The 21033-nt window shown below is 70.4% G+C and carries 19 protein-coding genes; 17 read left to right on the top strand and 2 right to left on the bottom strand.

Going from position 1 to position 21033, the window contains the following annotated elements:
- Positions 1 to 16 precede the first annotated feature (16 nt).
- From FXF51_RS54355 to araA, 11 genes are all read left to right on the top strand, one after another.
- Entirely contained in the window at positions 17 to 1003 is a 987-nt protein-coding gene (locus FXF51_RS54355) for an ABC transporter substrate-binding protein (protein WP_148442750.1), read from the top strand.
- A gap of 91 nt (positions 1004 to 1094) precedes the next feature.
- On the top strand, positions 1095 to 2606 hold the full coding sequence (locus FXF51_RS54350; RefSeq protein WP_148442749.1) for a sugar ABC transporter ATP-binding protein: 1512 nt from the start codon (positions 1095 to 1097) through the stop codon (positions 2604 to 2606).
- The gene (locus FXF51_RS54345; protein ID WP_148442748.1) at positions 2603 to 3616 is read left to right on the top strand and encodes an ABC transporter permease; all 1014 of its coding nucleotides are present in this window, start codon (positions 2603 to 2605) and stop codon (positions 3614 to 3616) included. Before FXF51_RS54350 ends, FXF51_RS54345 begins: the two co-directional genes overlap by 4 nt.
- Positions 3613 to 4596 (top strand): galactofuranose ABC transporter, permease protein YjfF, encoded by a 984-nt coding sequence (gene yjfF / locus FXF51_RS54340; protein ID WP_148442747.1) that lies wholly within the window; start codon positions 3613 to 3615, stop codon positions 4594 to 4596. The genes FXF51_RS54345 and yjfF overlap by 4 nt, the downstream gene beginning before the upstream one ends.
- Positions 4597 to 4788: 192 nt before the next feature.
- Positions 4789 to 5898, top strand: a complete 1110-nt coding sequence (gene chvE, locus FXF51_RS54335) for a multiple monosaccharide ABC transporter substrate-binding protein (RefSeq protein ID WP_148442746.1) — start codon at positions 4789 to 4791, stop codon at positions 5896 to 5898.
- A 50-nt stretch (positions 5899 to 5948) separates the two neighbouring features.
- Positions 5949 to 7478, top strand: a complete 1530-nt coding sequence (gene mmsA, locus FXF51_RS54330; RefSeq protein WP_148442745.1) for a multiple monosaccharide ABC transporter ATP-binding protein — start codon at positions 5949 to 5951, stop codon at positions 7476 to 7478.
- A gap of 5 nt (positions 7479 to 7483) precedes the next feature.
- On the top strand, positions 7484 to 8743 hold the full coding sequence (gene mmsB, locus FXF51_RS54325) for a multiple monosaccharide ABC transporter permease (protein ID WP_222871894.1): 1260 nt from the start codon (positions 7484 to 7486) through the stop codon (positions 8741 to 8743).
- A gap of 34 nt (positions 8744 to 8777) precedes the next feature.
- Positions 8778 to 9791: a LacI family DNA-binding transcriptional regulator gene (locus tag FXF51_RS54320; protein ID WP_262380509.1), complete on the top strand. Its 1014-nt coding sequence runs from the start codon at positions 8778 to 8780 to the stop codon at positions 9789 to 9791.
- Positions 9792 to 9847: 56 nt separating this feature from the next.
- Positions 9848 to 11467, top strand: a complete 1620-nt coding sequence (gene araB / locus FXF51_RS54315; protein WP_148442785.1) for a ribulokinase — start codon at positions 9848 to 9850, stop codon at positions 11465 to 11467.
- Positions 11467 to 12120, top strand: a complete 654-nt coding sequence (locus FXF51_RS54310; RefSeq protein ID WP_148442744.1) for an L-ribulose-5-phosphate 4-epimerase — start codon at positions 11467 to 11469, stop codon at positions 12118 to 12120. The genes araB and FXF51_RS54310 overlap by 1 nt, the downstream gene beginning before the upstream one ends.
- The gene (araA, locus tag FXF51_RS54305; protein ID WP_148442743.1) at positions 12117 to 13571 is read left to right on the top strand and encodes an L-arabinose isomerase; all 1455 of its coding nucleotides are present in this window, start codon (positions 12117 to 12119) and stop codon (positions 13569 to 13571) included. The genes FXF51_RS54310 and araA overlap by 4 nt, the downstream gene beginning before the upstream one ends.
- On the opposite strand, the gene FXF51_RS54300 is transcribed toward araA, so the two are convergent.
- On the bottom strand, positions 13568 to 13918 hold the full coding sequence (locus tag FXF51_RS54300; protein WP_148442742.1) for a PLD nuclease N-terminal domain-containing protein: 351 nt from the start codon (positions 13916 to 13918) through the stop codon (positions 13568 to 13570). The two genes, araA and FXF51_RS54300, sit on opposite strands and share 4 nt — an antisense overlap.
- Positions 13919 to 14047: 129 nt before the next feature.
- Between FXF51_RS54300 and FXF51_RS54295 the strand changes: the two genes are divergently transcribed.
- The 4 genes from FXF51_RS54295 (at position 14048) to FXF51_RS54280 (ending at position 18089) form a co-directional block, all read left to right on the top strand.
- Entirely contained in the window at positions 14048 to 15208 is a 1161-nt protein-coding gene (locus FXF51_RS54295) for an FAD-binding protein (protein WP_316247681.1), read from the top strand.
- Between the two features lie 92 nt (positions 15209 to 15300).
- The gene (locus FXF51_RS54290) at positions 15301 to 16083 is read left to right on the top strand and encodes an LLM class flavin-dependent oxidoreductase (protein ID WP_148442740.1); all 783 of its coding nucleotides are present in this window, start codon (positions 15301 to 15303) and stop codon (positions 16081 to 16083) included.
- 36 nt (positions 16084 to 16119) lie between these two features.
- Positions 16120 to 16512 carry a DUF3224 domain-containing protein gene (locus FXF51_RS54285; protein ID WP_262380508.1) on the top strand — a complete coding sequence of 131 codons (393 nt, stop codon included), beginning with the start codon at positions 16120 to 16122 and terminating at the stop codon, positions 16510 to 16512.
- A 50-nt stretch (positions 16513 to 16562) separates the two neighbouring features.
- Positions 16563 to 18089: an acyl-CoA carboxylase subunit beta gene (locus FXF51_RS54280; protein WP_222871893.1), complete on the top strand. Its 1527-nt coding sequence runs from the start codon at positions 16563 to 16565 to the stop codon at positions 18087 to 18089.
- Positions 18090 to 18195: 106 nt separating this feature from the next.
- Here the strand turns inward: FXF51_RS54280 and FXF51_RS54275 are convergent, their stop codons facing one another.
- On the bottom strand, positions 18196 to 19518 hold the full coding sequence (locus tag FXF51_RS54275; protein ID WP_148442738.1) for an MFS transporter: 1323 nt from the start codon (positions 19516 to 19518) through the stop codon (positions 18196 to 18198).
- 22 nt (positions 19519 to 19540) lie between these two features.
- Between FXF51_RS54275 and FXF51_RS54270 the strand changes: the two genes are divergently transcribed.
- Positions 19541 to 20179: a TetR/AcrR family transcriptional regulator gene (locus FXF51_RS54270; protein WP_148442737.1), complete on the top strand. Its 639-nt coding sequence runs from the start codon at positions 19541 to 19543 to the stop codon at positions 20177 to 20179.
- A gap of 99 nt (positions 20180 to 20278) precedes the next feature.
- Positions 20279 to 21033, top strand: a 755-nt coding sequence (locus FXF51_RS54265) for a 50S ribosomal protein L11 methyltransferase (protein WP_148442736.1), incomplete at its 3' end; no start/stop codon positions are given.

Genomic DNA, 21033 nt, shown 5'->3' with positions numbered 1-21033 from the left:
GAAGGGAACCCCCCACGTGTTCAAGAGGATCTCGGCGTTATTGCTCGCCGGTTTGACCGCGATGTCGGTGGCTTCGTGCGGCGGCGGTGGCGGCACCACCACCGCGGGCACGGGAGGCGGTGACGAGTCGATCACCATGGGCTTCTCCCAGGTCGGCGCGGAGAGCGGCTGGCGGACCGCGAACACCAAGTCCGTGCAGGACTCGGCGAAGAACGCGGGCATCACGCTCAAGTTCTCCGACGCCCAGCAGAAGCAGGAGAACCAGATCAAGGCCATCCGCTCCTACATCCAGCAGAAGGTGGACGTGATCGCCTTCTCGCCGGTGGTGGAGTCGGGCTGGGACACGGTGCTGAAGGAGGCGCAGAACGCGAAGATCCCGGTCATCCTGACCGACCGCGCGGTCGACTCCAAGGACACCTCCCTCTACAAGACCTTCCTCGGCTCCGACTTCGTCGTGGAGGGCAAGAAGGCCGGTCAGTGGCTGGTGCAGGAGTACAAGGACTCCACTGACCCGGTCAACATCGTGGAGCTGCAGGGCACGACGGGCTCGGCCCCGGCCAACGACCGCAAGGCGGGCTTCGCCGAGGTCATCGCACCCGAATCCAAGTTCAAGATCGTCGCCTCGCAGACCGGTGACTTCACCCGGGCCAAGGGCAAGGAGGTCATGGAGGCCTTCCTGAAGTCGCAGCCGGACATCGACGTGCTCTACGCGCACAACGACGACATGGGCCTGGGTGCGATCGAGGCCATCGAGGGCGCGGGCAAGGTGCCCGGCAAGGACATCAAGATCATCACCGTGGACGCCGTCAAGGACGGCATGCAGGCGCTCGCCGACGGGAAGATCAACTTCATCGTCGAGTGCTCGCCGCTGCTCGGCCCGCAGCTCATGGACCTGGCCAAGAAGGTCGTCAAGGGCGAGCAGGTGCCGGCCCGCGTGATCACCGTGGAGACCACGTTCACGCAGGAGCAGGCCAAGCAGGTTCTGTCCACCCGCCAGTACTGAGCCGCCGCTGGACGCGGAGCCAGTACGGGCGTAGGGACGAGGTGAGGCGGCCCGGGACGACGCCGGGCCGCCATCACGGAAGGGAAGGCGGATGGCGGTATCCGCGCCGGTCCTGACGATGAGCGGGATCGGCAAACAGTTTCCGGGGGTGAAGGCCCTGGACGGGGTGGGCCTGCGGCTGCTGCCCGGCGAGGTGCACGCGCTCATGGGAGAGAACGGCGCGGGCAAGTCCACCCTGATCAAGGTGCTGACCGGCGTCTACCCCGCCGACGCGGGCACCGTGGAGCTGAACCAGGAACAGGTCGCGTTCGGCAGCCCCCTGGAGGCGCAGCAGGCCGGGATCAGCACGGTCTACCAGGAGGTCAACCTCTGCACGAACCTGTCGGTGGCCGAGAACATCCTGCTCGGCCGCGAGCCCCGCAAGCGGGGCCGCATCGACTGGAAGCGCATGCGGGCCAGGGCCGTCGAGCTGCTGTCGCGGCTGGAGCTGAGCCTGGACGTCTCGGCGCCGCTGTCGTCGTACTCGCTGGCCATCCAGCAGATGGTGGCCATCGCGCGGGCGATCGACGTGGACGCCAGGGTGCTGATCCTCGACGAGCCGACCTCCAGCCTGGACGCCGACGAGGTGCGGCAGCTCTTCAGGGTGATGCGGCGGCTGAAGGAGGAGGGCATCGCCATCCTCTTCGTCTCCCACTTCCTCGACCAGGTCTACGAGATCTCCGACCGGATGACGATCCTGCGCAACGGCCGGCTCGTCGGCGAGTACCTGACGGAGGAGCTGCCGCAGGTCGAGCTGGTCGCCAAGATGATCGGCAAGGAGCTGGCCGCGCTGGAGCGGCTGCACGGCGAGGCCAAGGTGTTCGACCGGCCGCTGGTCCAGGCGCGCATGCTGGGCAGGGCGGGGGCGATCGAGCCGTTCAGCCTGACCATTCACGAGGGCGAGGTCGTGGGCCTGGCGGGGCTGCTCGGCTCCGGGCGTACGGAGATCGCCAGGCTGCTGTTCGGCGCCGACCACGCGACCGCGGGCGAGCTCACGATCGGCGGGTCGGTGGAGTCGCTGCGCACGCCGCGCGCGGCCATGTCCCACAAGATCGCGTTCTGCTCGGAGAACCGCAAGGCCGACGGGCTCATCCCCGACCTGACCGTGCGCGAGAACATCATCCTGGCCCTCCAGGCCACCAGGGGCTGGACCAGGCCGGTGCCGCGTGAGCAGCAGGACGAGCTGGTCGGCAGGTACGTCAAGGCCCTGAAGATCAGCCCGCCCAACCCCGAGCACCTGGTGCGCAACCTCAGCGGCGGCAACCAGCAGAAGGTGGTGCTGGCCAGGTGGCTGATCCTGGAGCCCAGGCTGCTCATCCTGGACGAGCCCACCCGGGGCATCGACGTCGGCGCCAAGACCGAGATCCAGCGGCTGGTGGCCGAGCTGTCGGACGGCGGGATGGCGGTGCTGTTCATCTCCGCCGAGCTGGAGGAGGTGCTGCGGCTCAGCCACAAGGTGGAGGTGCTGCGGGACCGGCGGCTGGTGGCCGAGCTGCCCAACGACGACAGGCTCACCAGTGACGTGCTGATGGAGACCATCGCGAGCGGAGGGCGGGCCTCATGAGGCGTCTGTTGTGGCCGCTGGTCGTCCTGGCCCTGCTGCTGGCGCTGAACGTGTTCTTCACGCCCAGCTTCTTCTCGATCGAGGTCAAGGACGGCCACCTGTACGGCAGCCTGATCGACATCCTGCGCTTCGGCGCCCCGCTGATCCTGGTCTCGCTGGGCATGACGCTGGTCATCGCGACCGGCGGCATCGACCTGTCGGTCGGCTCGGTGGTGGCGATCTCGGGCGCGCTGGCCTGCCTGCAGATCAGCCAGGACGCGAGCGTGTTCACCGCCGTGGCGCTGGCGCTGGCGCTCTGCCTGGTGCTCGGGCTGTGGAACGGGTTCCTGGTCGCGGTCGTCGGCATCCAGCCGATCATCGCCACGCTCATCCTCATGGTGGCGGGGCGCGGCCTGGCCCAGCTCATCACCGACGGGCAGATCATCACGGTCAACAGCCCGGCGTACAAGGTGATCGGCGGCGGCTACTGGCTGACGGTGCCGTTCGGCATCCTCATCGTGATCGCGGTGCTGGCGATCACCGCGTTCCTGACCAGGCGGCTGGCGCTGGGCATGCTGATCGAGTCGGTCGGCGGCAACGCCGAGGCCAGCAGGCTGGCGGGGATCAGGGCGCGCGGGATCATCGTCATGGTGTACGCGTTCGTCGCCCTGTGCGCGGGCGTGGCCGGGCTGATGATCAGCTCGAACGTGTCCAGCGCCGACGGCAACAACGCCGGCCTGTGGATCGAGCTGGACGCGATCCTGGCCGTGGTGATCGGCGGCACCTCGCTGGCGGGCGGCCGGTTCTCGCTGGGCGGCACCGTGCTGGGCGCGCTCATCATCCAGACGCTGACCACGACGATCTACTCCATCGGCGTGCCGCCGGAGACGACGCTCCTGTTCAAGGCGCTGGTCGTGACCGCGGTCTGCCTCATCCAGTCGCCGTCCTTCCGGGCGAAGGTGTTCGGCGGGCGCGGGCGGTCGGCGCCACCCAGCCCCGCCCCTGAGGAGAAGGTGAGGGTCACCGCGTGACCACGCTGACGGTCGGCAGGGCCTCGATCCCGGCCAAGTACCTGCCCGTCCTGGTGACCGGGTGCCTGCTGGCGGCCATGTTCGTGGCCGGCGGGATCCGCTACGAGGGGTTCGCCAGCGGGCAGGTGCTGCTGAACGTCTTCATCGACAACGCCTTCCTGCTGGTGGTGGCGGTCGGGATGACGTTCGTGATCCTCACCGGCGGCATCGACCTGTCGGTGGGCTCGGTGGTGGCGCTGTCCACGATGATCTCGGCCAGCCTGATGGCGGGGCCGGGGTGGCCGCCGTACCTGGTGGTGCCGCTGGTGCTGCTCATCGGGTCGGGCCTGGGGCTGGTGATGGGCTACATCGTGCACGCCTTCGACATCCAGCCGTTCATCGTGACGCTGGCGGGGATGTTCCTGGCGCGGGGGCTGTGTTACACGATCGGCACGGACTCGATCCCGATCGAGGACCCCACGTTCACGGCGTTCGCGCAGACCAGGATCGACCTGTTCGCGGATCTGTGGATCTCGCCGAGCGTGATCATCGCCGTGGTGGTGGTCATCGTGGGGACGTACGTGCTGCACTACACCCGCTTCGGCCGCTCGGTCTACGCGACGGGCGGCAGCGAGCAGTCGGCGCTGCTGATGGGCCTGCCCGTGGGGCGGACGAAGATCACCGTCTACACGATCAGCGGGTTCTGCTCGGCGCTGGGCGGCGTTCTGCTGTCGTTCTACATGCTCTCCGGTTATGGCCTGCACGCCGTGGGCATGGAGCTGGACGCGATCGCCGCGGTGGTCATCGGCGGGACGCTGCTGACCGGTGGCAGCGGCTTCCTGCTGGGGACCGTGCTCGGGGTGCTCGTGCTGGGGCTGATTCAGACGATCATCAGTTTCGAAGGGACCCTGTCGTCTTGGTGGACCAAGATCTTCATCGGAATGTTGCTCTTCGTCTTCATCCTGCTGCAGCGCCTGTTCTCGGCCCGCACCCGCCGCTGACCTGCGTGAAAGTTACCTGAAAGTTTCTGTGAGGTTATGTCCGAGCGTTGACATAGACTTTGTTAGCGATAACAATCAGCGGAAACGAGTGCGAACTTTGTTCTGATTCGTCACGTTCGGTGATCGAATCCCCCACTTATCATCCGGCAGTCGCCGCGTCCTGCGTCTGCCGCGACCTCGAAAGGGATGCATATGAGGTTGGGACGAATCGGAGGCGTGGTGTCCGCCATCGCGCTCGCCGCGACCATGACGGCCTGTGGTTCGAGCACGAAGACCGTCGACGCCGAGGCCTCGTCCTCGGCCGCCGCCGGCAACGCGGGCGCCCTGATCGGCGTCACCATGCCCACCAAGTCCTCCGAGCGCTGGATCCACGACGGCGACAACGTCAAGAAGCAGCTTGAGCAGCTCGGCTACAAGGTCGACCTCCAGTACGCCGAGAACGACATCCCGACGCAGGCCAACCAGATCGAGAACCAGATCACCAAGGGCGCCAAGCTCCTGATCATCGCCTCGATCGACGGCACGGCGATCACCTCGCAGCTCCAGCAGGCCGCCGACGCGAAGATCCCGGTCATCGCCTACGACCGGCTGATCCGCAACAGCCCGAACGTCGACTACTACGCCACCTTCGACAACTTCAAGGTCGGCGTGCAGCAGGCGACCTCGCTGCTGAAGGGCCTCGGCGTCGAGGACGGCAAGAAGGGCCCCTTCAACGTCGAGCTGTTCGGCGGCTCGCCCGACGACAACAACGCCACGTTCTTCTGGAACGGCGCCATGTCGGTGCTCCAGCCGAAGATCGACGACGGCACCCTGAAGGTCGCCAGCGGCCAGACCGACTTCAAGCAGGCCGCCATCCTCCGGTGGGACCCCGCCACGGCGCAGAAGCGCATGGAGGACATCATCACCAAGACCTACACCGGTAGCACCAAGGTCGACGGTGTCCTGTCCCCCTACGACGGCCTGTCCATCGGCATCCTGTCGGCGCTGAAGAGCTCCGGCTACAGCAAGCCGTACCCGATCGTCACCGGTCAGGACGCCGAGCTGCAGTCGGTCAAGTCGATCGTGGCCGACGAGCAGTACTCCACGATCTTCAAGGACACCCGCAAGCTCGCGGAGCAGACGGTGAAGATGGCCGACGCCGTGCTCAAGGGCGGCCAGCCCGAGGTGAACAACACCAAGGACTACGACAACGGCAACAAGGTCGTGCCCTCGTACCTGCTCGACCCGGTGATCGTCGACAAGACGAACTACAAGGACGTCATCATCGGCGGCAACTACTACACCGAGGACCAGCTCAAGTAGGGGTTCAGCCCCGGGGACGCGGTCCCCGGGGCTTTCCTGAGCGAGGGGATATGACCGAGCACATCTTGCGGATGAGCGGGATCACCAAGACGTTCCCCGGCGTCAAGGCGCTGCAGGACGTCAACCTTTCGGTGAAGAACGGCGAGATCCACGCCATCTGCGGCGAGAACGGCGCCGGCAAGTCGACGCTGATGAAGGTGCTGTCCGGGGTCTACCCGCACGGCGACTACGAGGGCGAGATCTTCTTCGAGGGCAAGCGCTGCGAGTTCGGCGGCATTCGCGACAGCGAGCACGCCGGCATCGTGATCATCCATCAGGAACTGGCGCTGAGCCCTCAGCTGTCGATCGCGGAGAACATCTTCCTCGGCAACGAACGCGCCAAGCGCGGCGTCATCGACTGGAACCGCACCAACTACGAGGCCGGCGAGCTGATGAAGCGAGTCGGCCTGCGCGAGAACCCGACGACGCCCATCTCCGACATCGGCGTGGGCAAGCAGCAGCTCGTCGAGATCGCCAAGGCGCTGTCGAAGGAGGTGAAGCTGCTCATCCTCGACGAGCCCACCGCGGCGCTCAACGACGACGACTCCGCTCACCTGCTCGACCTGCTGCGCGGGCTGCGCGACGAGGGCATCACCTGCGTGATCATCTCGCACAAGCTCAACGAGGTGACCGCGATCGCCGACGCCGTCACGATCATCCGTGACGGCCGCACGATCGAGACGCTGGACATGGTCACCGACCACGTCACCGAGGACCGCATCATCGCCGGCATGGTCGGCCGCGCCCTCGACAACCGCTACCCGCCGCACGAGCCGACGATCGGCGAGGAGGCGCTGCGCATCGAGGACTGGACGGTCTACAGCCCCAGCCAGCCCGACCGCAAGGTTGTGGACGGGGCCGCGCTCAAGCTGCGGCGCGGGGAGATCGTCGGCCTGGCCGGGCTGATGGGCGCCGGGCGTACCGAGCTGGCGATGAGCCTGTTCGGGCGCACGTACGGGGTGCGCATCTCCGGCAAGGTCTTCAAGGACGGCAAGCCGATCGAGATCCGCAACGTCCAGGACGCGATCACCCACGGCATCGCCTACGCCTCCGAGGACCGCAAGCGGTACGGGCTCAACCTCATCCAGGACATCAAGACCAACATCAGCGCGGCGGGGCTGCAGAGCCTGGCCAAGCGCGGCTGGGTGAACGAGAACGAGGAATACAAGGTCGCCGAAGAGTTCCACAAGAGCATGAACATCAAGGCCCCGAGCGTCAACAGCGTCGTGGGCCAGCTCTCGGGCGGCAACCAGCAGAAGGTCGTGCTGTCCAAGTGGATCATGACCGAGCCGGACGTGCTCATCCTCGACGAGCCCACCCGCGGCATCGACGTCGGCGCCAAGTACGAGATCTACACGATCATCAACCGCCTGGCCGACGAGGGCAAGGCCGTGCTGGTGATCTCTTCCGAGTTGCCTGAGCTGCTCGGCCTGTGCGACCGCATCTACACACTCTCTGAAGGTCGCATCACCGGCGAGGTTCCCCGCCAGGAGGCCACCCAGGAAAGCCTCATGCACCTCATGACCAAGGGACAGGAGTAGCTCTGATGAGCAGCATCACGCCCGCCGACGTGAAGGTCGGCACCACGGGCGACGGGGGAGGGCCACGGCAGCCTGGCCGGGTGTCATTCGGCGGAATGTCGCTCAACCTGCGATCCAGCGGCATCTACATCGCCTTCGCGGCGATCATCGTGCTGTTCTCGATCCTGACTGACGGCGCGCTGCTCACGCCGCAGAACATCTCGAACATCATCGTCCAGAACTCCTACGTCCTGATCCTCGCGATCGGGATGATCCTGATCATCATCGCCGGGCACATCGACCTGTCGGTCGGCTCGGTGGTGGCGGTCACGGGAGCGCTGGCGGCGGTGCTCATGGTGAACATGGGCTGGCCGTGGCCGCTGGCCCTGGCGGCCACGCTGGTGGCCGGCGCGCTCATCGGAGCCTGGCAGGGCTACTGGATCGCCTACTTCGGCATCCCGGCCTTCATCGTGACCCTGGCAGGCATGCTGCTGTTCCGGGCGCTGACGATGACCGTCCTGGGCAACCAGGGCATCGGCCCGTTCCCCGACCAGGTCCGTACGCTGGCCAACGGCTTCACCGACGGCTACCTCGGCAACATCGGCCTCGGCCCGCTCGGCGGCGCCGACCTGTTCAGCCTGCTGATCGGCGCGGTCGCGATCGCCGGCATGCTCACCTCGGCGCTGCGCACCAGGAACGCCCGCAGGGGTTACGGCCAGACGGTCGAGCCGATGGCGATGTTCGTGCTGAAGATGGTGGCGGGCGCCGCGATCATCCTGTTCCTGGTGGTGCAGCTCGCCCGGTTCAAGAACCTCCCGTGGGTGCTGGTCCTGCTGGCGGTCCTGGTGCTCGGCTACTCGCTGATGGCCAACCGCACGGTCTTCGGCCGGCAGATCTACGCCATCGGCGGCAACCTCCAGGCGGCCGTCATGTCCGGCGTGAAGGTCAAGTCGGTCGTCTTCTGGATCTTCGTCAACATGGGCGTGCTGTCGGCCATCGCCGGCATCATCTTCGCCGGCCGGCTCAACCAGGCGGGCCCCACCGCGGGCAACAGCTTCGAGCTGGACGCCATCGCGGCGGCCTTCATCGGCGGCGCGGCCGTCCAGGGCGGCGTCGGCAAGGTCGTGGGCGCCATCACCGGCGGTCTGATCATGGCCGTGATCAACAACGGCATGTCCCTGATCGGCTCGCCCAGCGAGCGGGTCATGCTCGTCAAGGGCATCGTGCTCCTGGCGGCGGTCGCGTTCGACGTGTGGACGAAGCGCCGGGCCGGGGCCGCTCGCTAGTAAGATCCCCGGAGCCCAGCGGAAAGGAGAGACCGTGACGACACCGAAGCGCCGCCTGCCGGTCATGGCCGACGTGGCCAAGGAGGCGGGCGTGTCGCACCAGACGGTCTCCCGGGTGCTCAACGACCATCCCAACGTCCGGGCCGACACCCGCGCCCGGGTGGAGGCGGCGATCACCCGGCTGGGCTACCGGCGCAACCTCGTGGCCCGCGCCCTGGTCACCAAGCGTTCGAGGACCCTCGGCGTGGTGAGTTTCGACACCACGCTGTACGGCCCGGCCAGCACCATCTACGGCATCGAGCAGGCGGCCAGGACCGCGGGTTACTTCGTCAGCATCGTCAGCCTGAAGTCGATCGACGCCGACACCGTGCGCGACGCCATCGACTACCTGGCCGAGCAGGGCGTGGACGGCGTCGTGGTGGTCGCCCCGCAACGCTCGGCCGCCCGCGCCCTGGAGACGCTGCCGACCGGCCTGCCCGCGGTGGCGGTCGAGGGCACGCACAGGGCCGACGTCTCGGTGGTGTGCATCGACCAGATGGAAGGCGCCAAGCTGGCCACGCGGCACCTGCTCGACCAGGGCCACGAGACGGTCTGGCACGTCAGCGGCCCGCACGACTGGATGGAGACCGAGGGCAGGCTCGAAGGCTGGCGCGCCGCGCTGGAGGAGGCGGGCCGGCCGGTGCCGGAGCCGCTGGCCGGCGACTGGAGCCCGCGTGCCGGCTACGAGGCCGGCAAGAGCCTGGCCGCGATGGACGGCGTCACGGCCGTCTTCGCCGCCAACGACCAGATGGCGCTGGGGGTGCTGCGCGCCCTGTCGGAGAAGGGGGTGCGGGTGCCCCAGCAGATCAGCGTGGTCGGCTTCGACGACATCCCCGAGTCGGAGTTCTTCTCCCCGCCGCTGACCACGGTCAGGCAGGACTTCGACGTGGTGGGCCGGCACTGCATCGAGGTGCTGCTGCGGCAGATCGACCTCGGCTACGCCGCGTACGAGCGGCTGGTCGTGCGTCCCAGCTTCGTCGTCAGGTCGAGTACGGCCGCCATCCGGTAGATGATGTGCATGCCCCCGACAAATTCCTGGAGAGCAATGTGAGCGCTAACAAATACGTGGTCGGAGTGGACTTCGGCACGCTGTCAGGGCGTGCCGTCGTCGTACGGGTGAGCGACGGCGCCGAGCTGGGCAGCGCCGTCCACGAGTACGAGCACCGCGTCATCGAGCACACACTCCCCGGCACCGACGTCCGCCTGGGCCCCGACTGGGCGCTGCAGTCGCCGCAGGACTGGATCGACGTGATGCGCATCGCCGTCCCGCGGGCGATCGCCGCCGCCGGGGTGCCCGCCGGGGAGATCATCGGCATCGGCACCGACTTCACCGCCTGCACCGTCCTGCCGACCACGGCCGACGGCACGCCGCTGTGCTTCGAGACGCCGGCCGAGCCGCACGCCTGGCCCAAGCTGTGGAAGCACCACGCCGCCCAGCCGCACGCCGACCGGATCAACGAGCTGGCCGCGCGCAGGGGCGAGAGCTGGCTGCCGCGCTACGGCGGCAAGATCTCCTCCGAGTGGGAGTTCGCCAAGGGCCTCCAGGTCCTGGAGGAGGCCCCCGAGGTCTACGCCAGGGCGGAGCGCTGGATCGAGGCCGCCGACTGGATCATCTGGCAGCTCACCGGCGTCGAGAGCCGCAACATCTGCACGGTCGGCTACAAGGGCGTCTTCCAGGACGGGAGCTACCCGTCGGAGGAGTACCTCGCCGAGCTGAACCCGGGCTTCGCCGGGTTCGCCGGCAAGCTCGCCACCGGTGAGGTCGGCGACGACGTGAACGGCTTCACGCTGGCCCCGCTGGGCGGCCTGGCCGGGCGCCTGACCGCGCGGGCCGCGGAGTGGACCGGCATCCCCGAGGGCGCCGCCGTGGCCGTCGGCAACGTGGACGCGCACGTCACCGCCGCCGCCGCGGACGCCGTGCGGCCCGGCCAGATGGTGGCCATCATGGGCACCTCCACCTGCCACATCATGCCCAGCGACCAGCTCGCCGAGGTGCCCGGCATGTGCGGCGTCGTCCGCGACGGCATCGTGCCCGGCCTGTGGGGCTACGAGGCCGGGCAGTCGGCGGTCGGCGACATCTTCGCCTGGTTCGTCGACAACTTCGGCACCGACGGGCACGAGCGCCTGACCGAGCTGGCCGAGAAGCAGGCCGTGGGCCAGCACGGGCTGGTCGCCCTCGACTGGTTCGGCGGCAACCGCTCGGTGCTGGTGGACCACAACCTCTCCGGCGTGATCATCGGCCAGACGCTGGCCACCAAGCCCGAGGACGTCTACCGCGCGCTCATCGAGTCCACCGCTTTCGGCGCCCGCATGATCGTCGAGACGTTCGAGAAGTCGGGCGTGCCGGTCGAGGAGTTCATCGTCGCCGGCGGCCTGCTGAAGAACCGCTTCCTCATGCAGGTCTACTCCGACGTGCTGCGCCGCCCGCTGTCGATCATCGCCTCCGACCAGGGCCCCGCGCTCGGCTCGGCCATCCACGCGGCCGTCGCCGCCGGCGAGTACGCCTCCATCGAGGAGGCCGCCGCGGCCATGGGCAAGCGCACCGAGAACGCGTACGTGCCCGACGAGGCACGCGCCGACGCCTACGACCGGCTCTACGCCGAGTACCGCAGGCTCCACGACTTCTTCGGGGACGGACAGATGTTGCACGCGCTGCGCGCGATCAGGAACGAGGCACAGGCGTAATGGACTTGAGGAAGATCGTCGCGGACCTGCACGCCGAGCTGGTCCGCTACAACCTGGTGGTCTGGACGGCGGGCAACGTCTCCGGCCGCGTACCCGGCGAGGACCTGTTCGTCATCAAGCCCTCCGGGGTCTCCTACGACGAGCTGACGCCGGAGAACATGGTCGTGTGCGACCTCGACGGCAACCTGCTGGAGGGCGAGCACTCGCCGTCCAGCGACACCGCCGCGCACGCCTACGTCTACCGCAACATGCCCGAGGTGGGCGGCGTCGTGCACACCCACTCCACCTACGCCTCCGCCTGGGCCGCCCGCGGCGAGGCCATCCCGTGCGTGCTGACCGCGATGGCCGACGAGTTCGGCGGCGAGATCCCGGTCGGGCCGTTCGCGCTGATCGGCGACGACTCGATCGGGCAGGGCATCGTCGAGACGCTCAAGGGCCACCGCTCCAAGGCCGTCCTCATGCAGAACCACGGCGTGTTCAGCATCGGCAAGGACGCCAAGGCCGCGGTGAAGGCCGCCGTGATGTGCGAGGACGTGGCGCGTACGGTGCACGTGGCCCGCCAGCTCGGCGACCCGCTGCCCATCGCGCAGGACGACATCGACCGCCTGTACGACCGCTATCAGAACGTCTACGGACAGAGGAGCCCGCGTTGAACATCTGGTTTCTGACCGGCAGTCAGGGACTCTACGGCGAGGACACGCTGCGTCAGGTGGCCGAGCAGTCCCAGCGGATCGCCGAGCAGCTCCCCATGCCGGTGGAGTGGAAGCCCGTCCTGACCGACGCGGCCGCCATCCGGCGGATCATGCTGGAGGCCAACGCCGACGACTCCTGCGCCGGCGTGATCGCGTGGATGCACACGTTCTCCCCGGCCAAGATGTGGATCGCCGGGCTCGACGCGCTGCGCAAGCCGCTGCTGCACCTGCACACGCAGGCCAACGTCGAGCTGCCGTGGGCCACCATCGACATGGACTTCATGAACCTGAACCAGGCCGCGCACGGCGACCGCGAGTTCGGGCACATCCAGACCAGGCTCGGCGTGCCGCGCAAGACCGTGGCCGGGCACGTCAGCGACCCGGCCGTGGGCGAGCGCGTCCTGTCCTGGCTGCGCGCCGCCAAGGGGCTGGCCGAGGTGCGCACCCTCAAGCTGGCCCGCTTCGGCGACAACATGCGCGACGTGGCGGTCACCGAGGGCGACAAGGTCGAGGCGCAGCTCCGCTTCGGCGTCTCGGTCAACACCTACGGCGTCAACGACCTGGTCGAGGCCGTGGACGCGGCCTCCGACGCCGACGTGACGGCGCTGGTCAAGGAGTACGCCGAGCAGTACACCGTGGCTCCCGAGCTGCTCGGCGAGCGCAACGAGTCACTGCGCTACGCCGCCAGGATCGAGCTGGGCCTGCGGAGCTTCCTGGAGGCCGGCGGCTTCAAGGCGTTCACCACCAACTTCGAGGACCTCGGCGGGCTGCGCCAGCTCCCCGGCCTGGCCGTGCAGCGGCTCATGGCCGACGGGTACGGCTTCGGCGGCGAGGGCGACTGGAAGACCTCGGTCCTCCTGCGCACCCTCAAGGCCATGACGCCGGGTGGCACGTCCTTCATGGAGGACTACACCTACGACCTGACGCCCGGCAACGAGCTGATCCTCGGCGCGCACATGCTGGAGGTCTGCCCGTCCATCGCCTCCGGCACGCCGTCCTGCGAGATCCACCCGCTGGGCATCGGCGGTCGCGAGGACCCGGTGCGGCTGGTGTTCGACGCCGAGCCTGGCCCTGGCATCGTGATCGGCCTGGCCGACATGGGCGACCGGTTCCGCCTGGTGGCCAACGAGATCGACGTGGTGACCCCGCCGCAGCCGCTGCCCAAGCTGCCGGTGGCCCGCGCCGTGTGGCAGCCGCGGCCGAACCTGCGCACCTCCACCGAGTCGTGGCTCACCGCCGGGGCTCCGCACCACACCGTGCTGTCCAAGGCCGTCGGCCGTGAGGAGCTGGTGGACCTGGCCGAGATGCTCGGGGTGGAGCTGGTGGTCATCGACGCCGACACCACGACCGAGCGGTTCGCCAAGGAGCTGCGCTGGAACCAGGCGTACTACCGGCTGGCCCAGGGCTTCTAGGCCTCCGCCTCAGGGGACTTCCTGGGGGCGTTCCTGCGCTGCTCCTCTGCTCGTTCGCGGCAGCGGCGCAGGAACTCCTCGTCGTCGTCGGGGTTGGTGGCGGCGAAGCGGCCGGGGCGGTCGTACTCGGGGAAAGCGCTCGGCCGCGTCGGCGCAGTGGCCCTCTCCGGGCGGCCCGCCACCAGCCAGGCGATCGACCCGATGAGCGGGAACAGCAGCACGATCAGCACCCAGGCGATCTTCGGCAGGTTCCGGCAGGCCACGTCGGGTGTGGTGAGCACGTCGAACAGGCAGTACAGCCACAGTACGAGCGTGACGAGGCCCACGACCTCGGACAGGACAAGCACGGCGAACCTCCGGTTGGGCGGCACCTGAAACTAGCGGCACCCGGGCGGGCTGACAAGGTGGAGCTGTGGGAAGGTAAGGCCGTGACGCTGACCAATTGGGCTGGAAACACCACATTCCACGCAAAAGATGTGCACCATCCGACCTCTCTCGACGAGCTGCAGCGGCTCGTCGCGGCCAGCGCCCGCGTGCGGGCCCTCGGCAGCGGGCACTCCTTCAACCACGTCGCCGACACCGACGGTGACCTCGTGGTGCTCGACCGGATGCCCGGCCAGGTGGAGATCGACAGCGACGCGGCCACCGTGCGGGTCGGGGCGCGCACGACGTACGCCACGCTCGCGCCCCGGCTGCACCAGGCCGGGTTCGCGCTGGCGAACCTGGCCTCGCTGCCGCACATCTCCGTCGGCGGCTCCGTCGCGACCGGCACGCACGGCTCGGGCGACGCCGTGCGCGGCCTGGCCGCCGCCGTGTCGGGCATCGAGCTCGTCACCGCCGACGGGTCGCTGCTGTCGCTCGCGCGCGGCGACGCCGACTTCCCCGGCGCCGTGGTGTCGGTCGGCGCCCTCGGCGTCGTCACCTCGCTCACGCTCGACCTCGTACCCGCCTTCGAGCTGCGCCAATACGTCCGCGAGGGCCTGAGCCAGGACGCGCTCGAGCACTTCGACGAGATCATGTCCAGCGGCTACAGCGTCAGCCTCTTCACCGACTACCGCGACACCCGCGTCTGGCTGAAGTGCTCGGAGGAGCTGACCGACCCCGACTGGTACGGCACCACCCCCGCCGACGCCCCCCGGCACCCGCTGCCCGCCATGCCCGCCGACAGCTGCACGGGTCAGCTCGGCGTGCCCGGCGCCTGGTACGAGCGGCTGCCGCACTTCCGCGCCGACTACCCGCCCAGCGGCGCCGGCGACGAGCTGCAGTCGGAGCTGCTGCTGCCCCGGCGGCACGCGGTCGAGGCGCTGCGCGCGCTGTTCGCGATCGGCGACCGCATCCGGCCGGTGCTGCAGATCTCGGAGGTGCGCTCGATCGCCGCCGACGACCTGTGGCTGAGCCCCTTCAACGGCCGCGAGAGCATCGGCGTGCACTTCACCTGGGTCAAGGACGTCGCCGCCGTCATGCCGGTGCTGGAGCTGGTGGAGGAGACGCTGGCGCCGTTCGAGCCGATCCCGCACTGGGGCAAGCTGTTCACCCGCTGGCCCGAGTGCCCCGGCGACTTCCGTGAGCTGGCGCGCCGGCTCGACCCGGCCGGCAAGTTCGGCAACGACTTCACCCGCGTACTGCTGGGGGAGTAGCACCCGGACAAGGGCATGCGCCCCCGGATGTAGCGGATCACCGGTCCGGGGGACGATGTCACACACCCGCCCCGTCGGTCATCGTATGGGGCATGACCGATCACCCGTTCAGATTCGGCACGGTAGCCGGGCAGGCCCCCGACGCCGCCGCGTGGACCGGCCTGGCCCGCCGGGCGGAGGGCCTGGGCTACTCGACCCTGCTGGTGCCCGACACGCTCGGCACCTTCTCGCCGTTCACGGCCGCCGCGGTGGCGGCCACGGCCACCACCACGCTGCGCGTCGGCACGTACGTGCTCAGCGTCCCCAACCGCACGCCGCGGGCGGTCGCGTGGGAGAGCGCCACCCTGCACAAGCTCACCGGCGGCCGGTTCGAGCTGGGCCTGGGCGCCGGCCGGCCCGACGCCGAGGGCGACGCGGCGGCGCTCGGCGTGCGCTTCGGCACGCCGGGCCAGCGCATCGAGCGGCTCTCCGACACCATCGACGCCGTCCAGGACGTCAGGATCCTGGTGGCCGCCTCGGGCACCAAGCTGCTGCGGCTGGCCGCGCGCAAGGCCGACACCGTCGCCCTCGGCGTGCCGCCGCACTACACGGAGGAGCAGGTCGCGGCCAAGCTCGACGAGCTGTACGAGCTGGCCGGAGACCGCTTCCACGACCTGGAGCTGGCCATGAACCTGGCCTGCGCAGGGTCCGAGCCGCCCGGCTGGGCGCTGCAGCGCTTCGGCCGCACCGGCACCGGCGTCCTCACCGGGACGGTGACGGAGATGACCGACACGCTGCGCAGGCGCAGGGATCATCTCGGGATCTCGTACGTGTCGGTGAACGCCCAGTTCATGGACGCCTTCGCGCCGGTCGTGGAACGGCTCGCCGGAACCTGACAGGTGCTGACAGGTACGCCCGGCAGGATGAGTGGCATGACCGCAAAGGGCACCTTCGAGACCGCGAACTGGACGCCGCAACCGTCCTACGACGACCGTGACGGCATCACCCTGGGTGTGGTGACGCTGACCAAGACCTTCTCCGGCGACCTGGCCGGCACCAGCCTCGTCACCATGCTGATCGCCACCACCCCGGTGGACGAGTCGCGCTCGTACGTGGCGCTGGAGCGCATCGAGGGCACCCTGGAGGGGCGCTCGGGCAGCTTCGTCGTCCAGCACGACGCCACCAGCGACAACGGGGAGCAGACGCTGCGCATCAGGGTCGTGGCCGACTCCGGGACGGGCGAGCTGCGCGGTATCAGGGGCGAGATGGACATCGTCATCGGCCCCGACGGAGGTCACTCCTACACCTTCGACTACACGCTCTGATCAGCTAACGTACCGACCAGCCGGTACGTCCGCTGTGGGAGGAGCGCGTCGTGTGGGACCCCGAACTCGCAGAGCTGAAGCGCCGCAGGGAGCTGGCCGAGCGCATGGGAGGCGAGGAACGGGTCGCCCGCCAGCACGCCACGGGCCGCCTCACCATCCGCGAGCGGCTCGCCGCCCTCACCGACTCCTGGCAGGAGATCGGCGCGCTCACCGGGCGCGCCGCCGACGGCGGCTTCACCCCGTCGAACGTCATCATCGGCCGCGCCCGCGTGGACGGCCGCCGGATCGTCGTGGCCGGTGACGACTTCACCGTGCGCGGCGGCGCCGCCGACGCCGCCATCCACGACAAGCAGATCCTCGCCGAGCGCATGGCCGGCGAGCTGCGGGTGCCGCTGGTCCGGCTCATCGACGGCACCGGGGGCGGCGGGAGCGTCAGGCAACTGGAGGACCACGGGCGCACGTACGTGCCCTACAACCCCGGCTGGGACCAGGTGGTGGCCAACCTGGGCAGGGTCCCGGTGATCGCGCTGGCCCTCGGCCCCGTCGCCGGGCTCGGCGCCGCCAGGCTCGTCACCTCGCACGTGTCGATCATGGTGAAGGAACTCTCCCAGGTGTTCATCGCGGGGCCCGCCGTGGTGGAGGCCGGGATGGGCGAGAGCGTCACCAAGGAGGAGCTGGGCGGCTGGCGCGCCGTGTCGGCGGCCGGCACGGTGGACCTGGTGGCGGGGTCGGAGGCGGAGGCGTTCGAGCTGGCCAGGAAGGTGCTGGCGTACCTGCCGCAGAGCGCCTGGCGGCCGCCGCCCGTGCTCGCCGACCCGCCCGACGACGCCGGCCGGGCCGCGCCGGAGCTGCGCGAGATCGTCCCCAGGGACCGCCGCCGGCCGTACGACATGCGGCGCGTCCTGGACCTGGTCTTCGACACCGGCTCGGTGCTGGAGCTGGGGCGCAGGTTCGCGCCCTCGATCATCACCGCGCTGGCGCGGCTCGACGGCCGTCCCGTGGCGGTCCTGGCCTCCGACCCGCGCGTGTACGGCGGCGGCATGACGGCGGCCGGAGCGGACAAGACGGCCCGCTTCGTCGACCTGGCCGAGACGTTCCACCTGCCGGTCGTGCACCTGGTCGACCAGCCGGGCTTCGTCATCGGCACGGTCGCCGAGCGGGCGGGCACGATCCGGCGGGGCGCCCGCGCGCTGGCGGCCGTCTACCAGTCGACGGTGCCGTGGGCCTCCGTCCTCGTCCGCCGTGTCTTCGGCGTCGCCGGCGCCGCCCACCGGCCCCACTCCCGCTACAGCCTGCGCGTGGCCTGGCCGTCCGGGGACTGGGGGTCGCTGCCGATCGAGGGCGGGCTGGAGGTGGCGTTCAAGCGCATGCTGGCGGAGGCGGGGGAGGAGGCGGCCGCGCTGAAGGCCGAGATCGCCGAGCGGCTGGAGGCGGTCAGGTCGCCGTTCAGGACGGCGGAGGCGTTCCTGGTGGAGGACATCATCGACCCTGCGGGGACGCGGCCGGTCCTGACGGAGTGGGTCCACGACGCCTACGCGGCCCTGGACCTCGGCCCCAACCCGGCCGCCCGCCCGTAGCCGAGCCGGCCCGCCTCGCCCACCTCGACGCGGAGGCGAGGTCAACCGGCTGATCGAGCGGGCCCTGCGGGAGGGGGTCTCGCGGGTCAGGAGCCCTCGGGATCCGTCATGCCGGTTCCTTTCGCGAAAGATCGCCGTAGCTCGCGGCGAAGAGCGCGGCCAGCAGGCCCGCCACCGCCGCCACGCCGAAGCTCCACCCGGCGCCCCCGCCCGAGAGCACCGCCGCCCCCACCGCGCCCGCCACGCTGCTGCCCACGATCCTGACCAGCGCGTTGATCCCGCCGGCCGCCGCCGTCTTGGCCGGTTCCACGTGCTCGACGGCCATCGTGCCGAGCGCCGCGTACCCGAGGCCGACGCCCAGCCCCAGCACCGTCGCGGCCCCGTACAGGTCGGCCCCCGACGACCTGGACACGGCGAGCCACAGCGTGGCCGCCGCCACCAGCGCCGAGCCGCTCGCGACCAGCGCGGAGGCGGTGAAGCGGCGCATCAGCGGGCCCGCCAGCACGGAGACGACGAGCATCAGCACCGTCGTGGGCAGCAGGTAGAGCCCGACCTGCAGCACCGAGGCCCCGAGCGGGCCCTGCGCCACCGCCGACACCGTGGTGATGGCCGCGAACAGGGCGAACCCGAGCAGGAACGAGGCCACGGTGGCCCCCACCGTCCCCCGGTGCAGGAGCATGGGGATCTCGATCAGCGGCGCGGCGGTGCGGCGCGCGGTGGCCACCCACACCCCGGCCACCACCACGGCCCCGGCGAGCAGCCCGAGCGTCGCCGGCGAGGTCCAGCCCCAGGCCGCGCCCTTGCTGATCGCCAGCAGCAGGCAGACCAGCCACACCGCGACCAGCGCCGCTCCGGCCAGGTCGGGCCGCCCCGAGCCGCGTACGGGCGTCTCCCGGACCACCGCCGCCACCAGCGCGAAGCTCAGCGCGCCGAGCCCGGTCAGCGTCCAGAACACGGCCCGGTGGTCGCCGCCGAGCAGCCCCGCGAGGATCATCCCGCCACCGCTGCCGACCCCGATGGTGGCGCTGAGCAGGCCGATCGCGCTCGGCAGCCGGTGGGCGGGCACGGCCTCCCTGGCCAGGCCCATGGCCAGCGGCAGCAGCGGGGCGGCGGCGCCCTGCAGCACCCGGCCGGCGATCAGCACTGCCAGCGTGCCGGAGGCGGCGGCGAGCGCCGAACCGGCGACGAGGAGGCCTAGGGAGACCAGCGACACGAGGCGCCGGCCGTACATGTCGCCCAGGCGCGACAGCAGCGGGATGGACACCGCGCCCGACAGCAGCCCGGCGGTCAGTGCCCAGGAGGCGGTGGTCGGCGGGACGCCGAGCAGCCGCTGCAGCCCTGGCAGCAGCGGCACCACCACGGTCATCTGCAGGGTCCCGACGGCCACCCCGAAGGCGAGCACCGCGACGGCCCAGAAGTTTTTATACATGTATAAAAAGTAACATGACAGGATGCCGACGCGTACAGGACGACCGCCGAAGATCTCCCGAGCCGAGATCGTGACCGCCGCCAACCGGGTGATCGAGGAGGACGGCGTCGCCGCGCTGACCATGCGCCGGCTGGCCAAGGAGGTCGGCAGCACCGCCATGGCGCTCTACCACCACGTACGCGACAAGGACGAGCTGCTCCTGCTGCTGCTCGACGCCTACGCCGCCACCGCGCCCCGGCCCGAGCTGCCCGAGGAGCCGAGCGAGCGGCTGGTCACCGCCGCCGTCGCCATGCACGACGCGCTGTCGGGCCGCCCGTGGGCCGTGGACGTGCTCAGGGCCGATGACCTGCTCTCCGTGGGCGCGCTGTGGTACCCCGAGCAGATCGTGGACGCCGCCGTGCGCGCGGGGCTGACGACGGAGGAGGCGGTGGACGCGTACCGGATCATCTGGCACTACACGGCCGGTGAGATCTCCGCCGCGGCGGCGGCCCGCGCGCGGCGCGAGGAGGGCGGGACCACCCATCGGGAGCGGGTGTTCGCCGAGCTGGACGCCGCCGAGTTCCCCAGGCTGAGCGAGGTGGGGGCCCGGTGGGCGGAGCTGACCGCGCACGACACCTACGTCAAGGGGGTGCGCGCGCTGGTGCGCGGGCTGCTGCCATGAACGGGGATCTCACCGCAAGCCGGTGAACGGCGAGCCTGAACGGAGGTCTCACCGAAAACCGGTGGCCCGCGGGCGGCGTCCGTGAAACCGTCGGGGGCGATGATCCAGTGGACCGAGGCGGGGCAGGAGCGCACGGCGGCCTGGCGCTCCGCGCTCGGCGCGCCGCCGCCCAGGCGGGTCGTCGTCGCCGACGACCGGATGCCCGCCGCCACCGCCTACCGCCTGGCCTGCGAGGGCACCGCGCTGCTGTGGCGCGGCGACTTCCAGGGCGCCAGGCAGCTCCTGGCCGCCATGGGCAGGCGCTGCAAGCCGGCCGCGCCCGGCAGCGGCTTCCACCGCCACCGCCAGGCGCAGTCCCAGCGCGCCCGCACGCTCGGCATGCTGCTCGTCCCGTACGCGGAGGGGCACGTGGTGCCGCTGCGCAGGGCGCCCGACGTCCGGGAGGCGTGCGCCGAGGTGCACGGCGCCGACGCGCCGCCCGCCGTCGGCCCGCTCCGCGAGCTGCTCGGCCTGATCGGCGCGCACGAGTGGCGCAGGAAGGGCGTGCACGTGCCGGCGCTCGGCGCTCGCGTCCACCCGCACCACGGCGTGTTCTCCCCGATCAGGGGCGAGTACGTCGACCTGGTCGCCGAGGCGCCGCTGCCGGGTGACCGGCTGGCCTTCGACGTCGGCACCGGCACCGGCGTGCTGGCGGCCGTGCTCGCCAGGCGCGGCGTCCGCCGCGTCGTGGCCACCGACCTCGACCGGCGGGCCCGCGCGGGGGCCCGCGGCAACACGGGCCCCCCCCGCCCGGGCGACCCGGGGGGGGGGGGGGGGGGCGGCCCCTTTCCCCCCGGGGGCGCGCCCCCCGGCGC

This window comes from Nonomuraea sp. PA05 (assembly GCF_008086045.1).
In the GTDB taxonomy this organism is placed as follows: Bacteria; Actinomycetota; Actinomycetes; order Streptosporangiales; family Streptosporangiaceae; genus Nonomuraea; species Nonomuraea monospora.
Note: the sequence above shows the minus strand (reverse complement) of the source record. Positions and strands in the feature narration are given on the sequence as shown.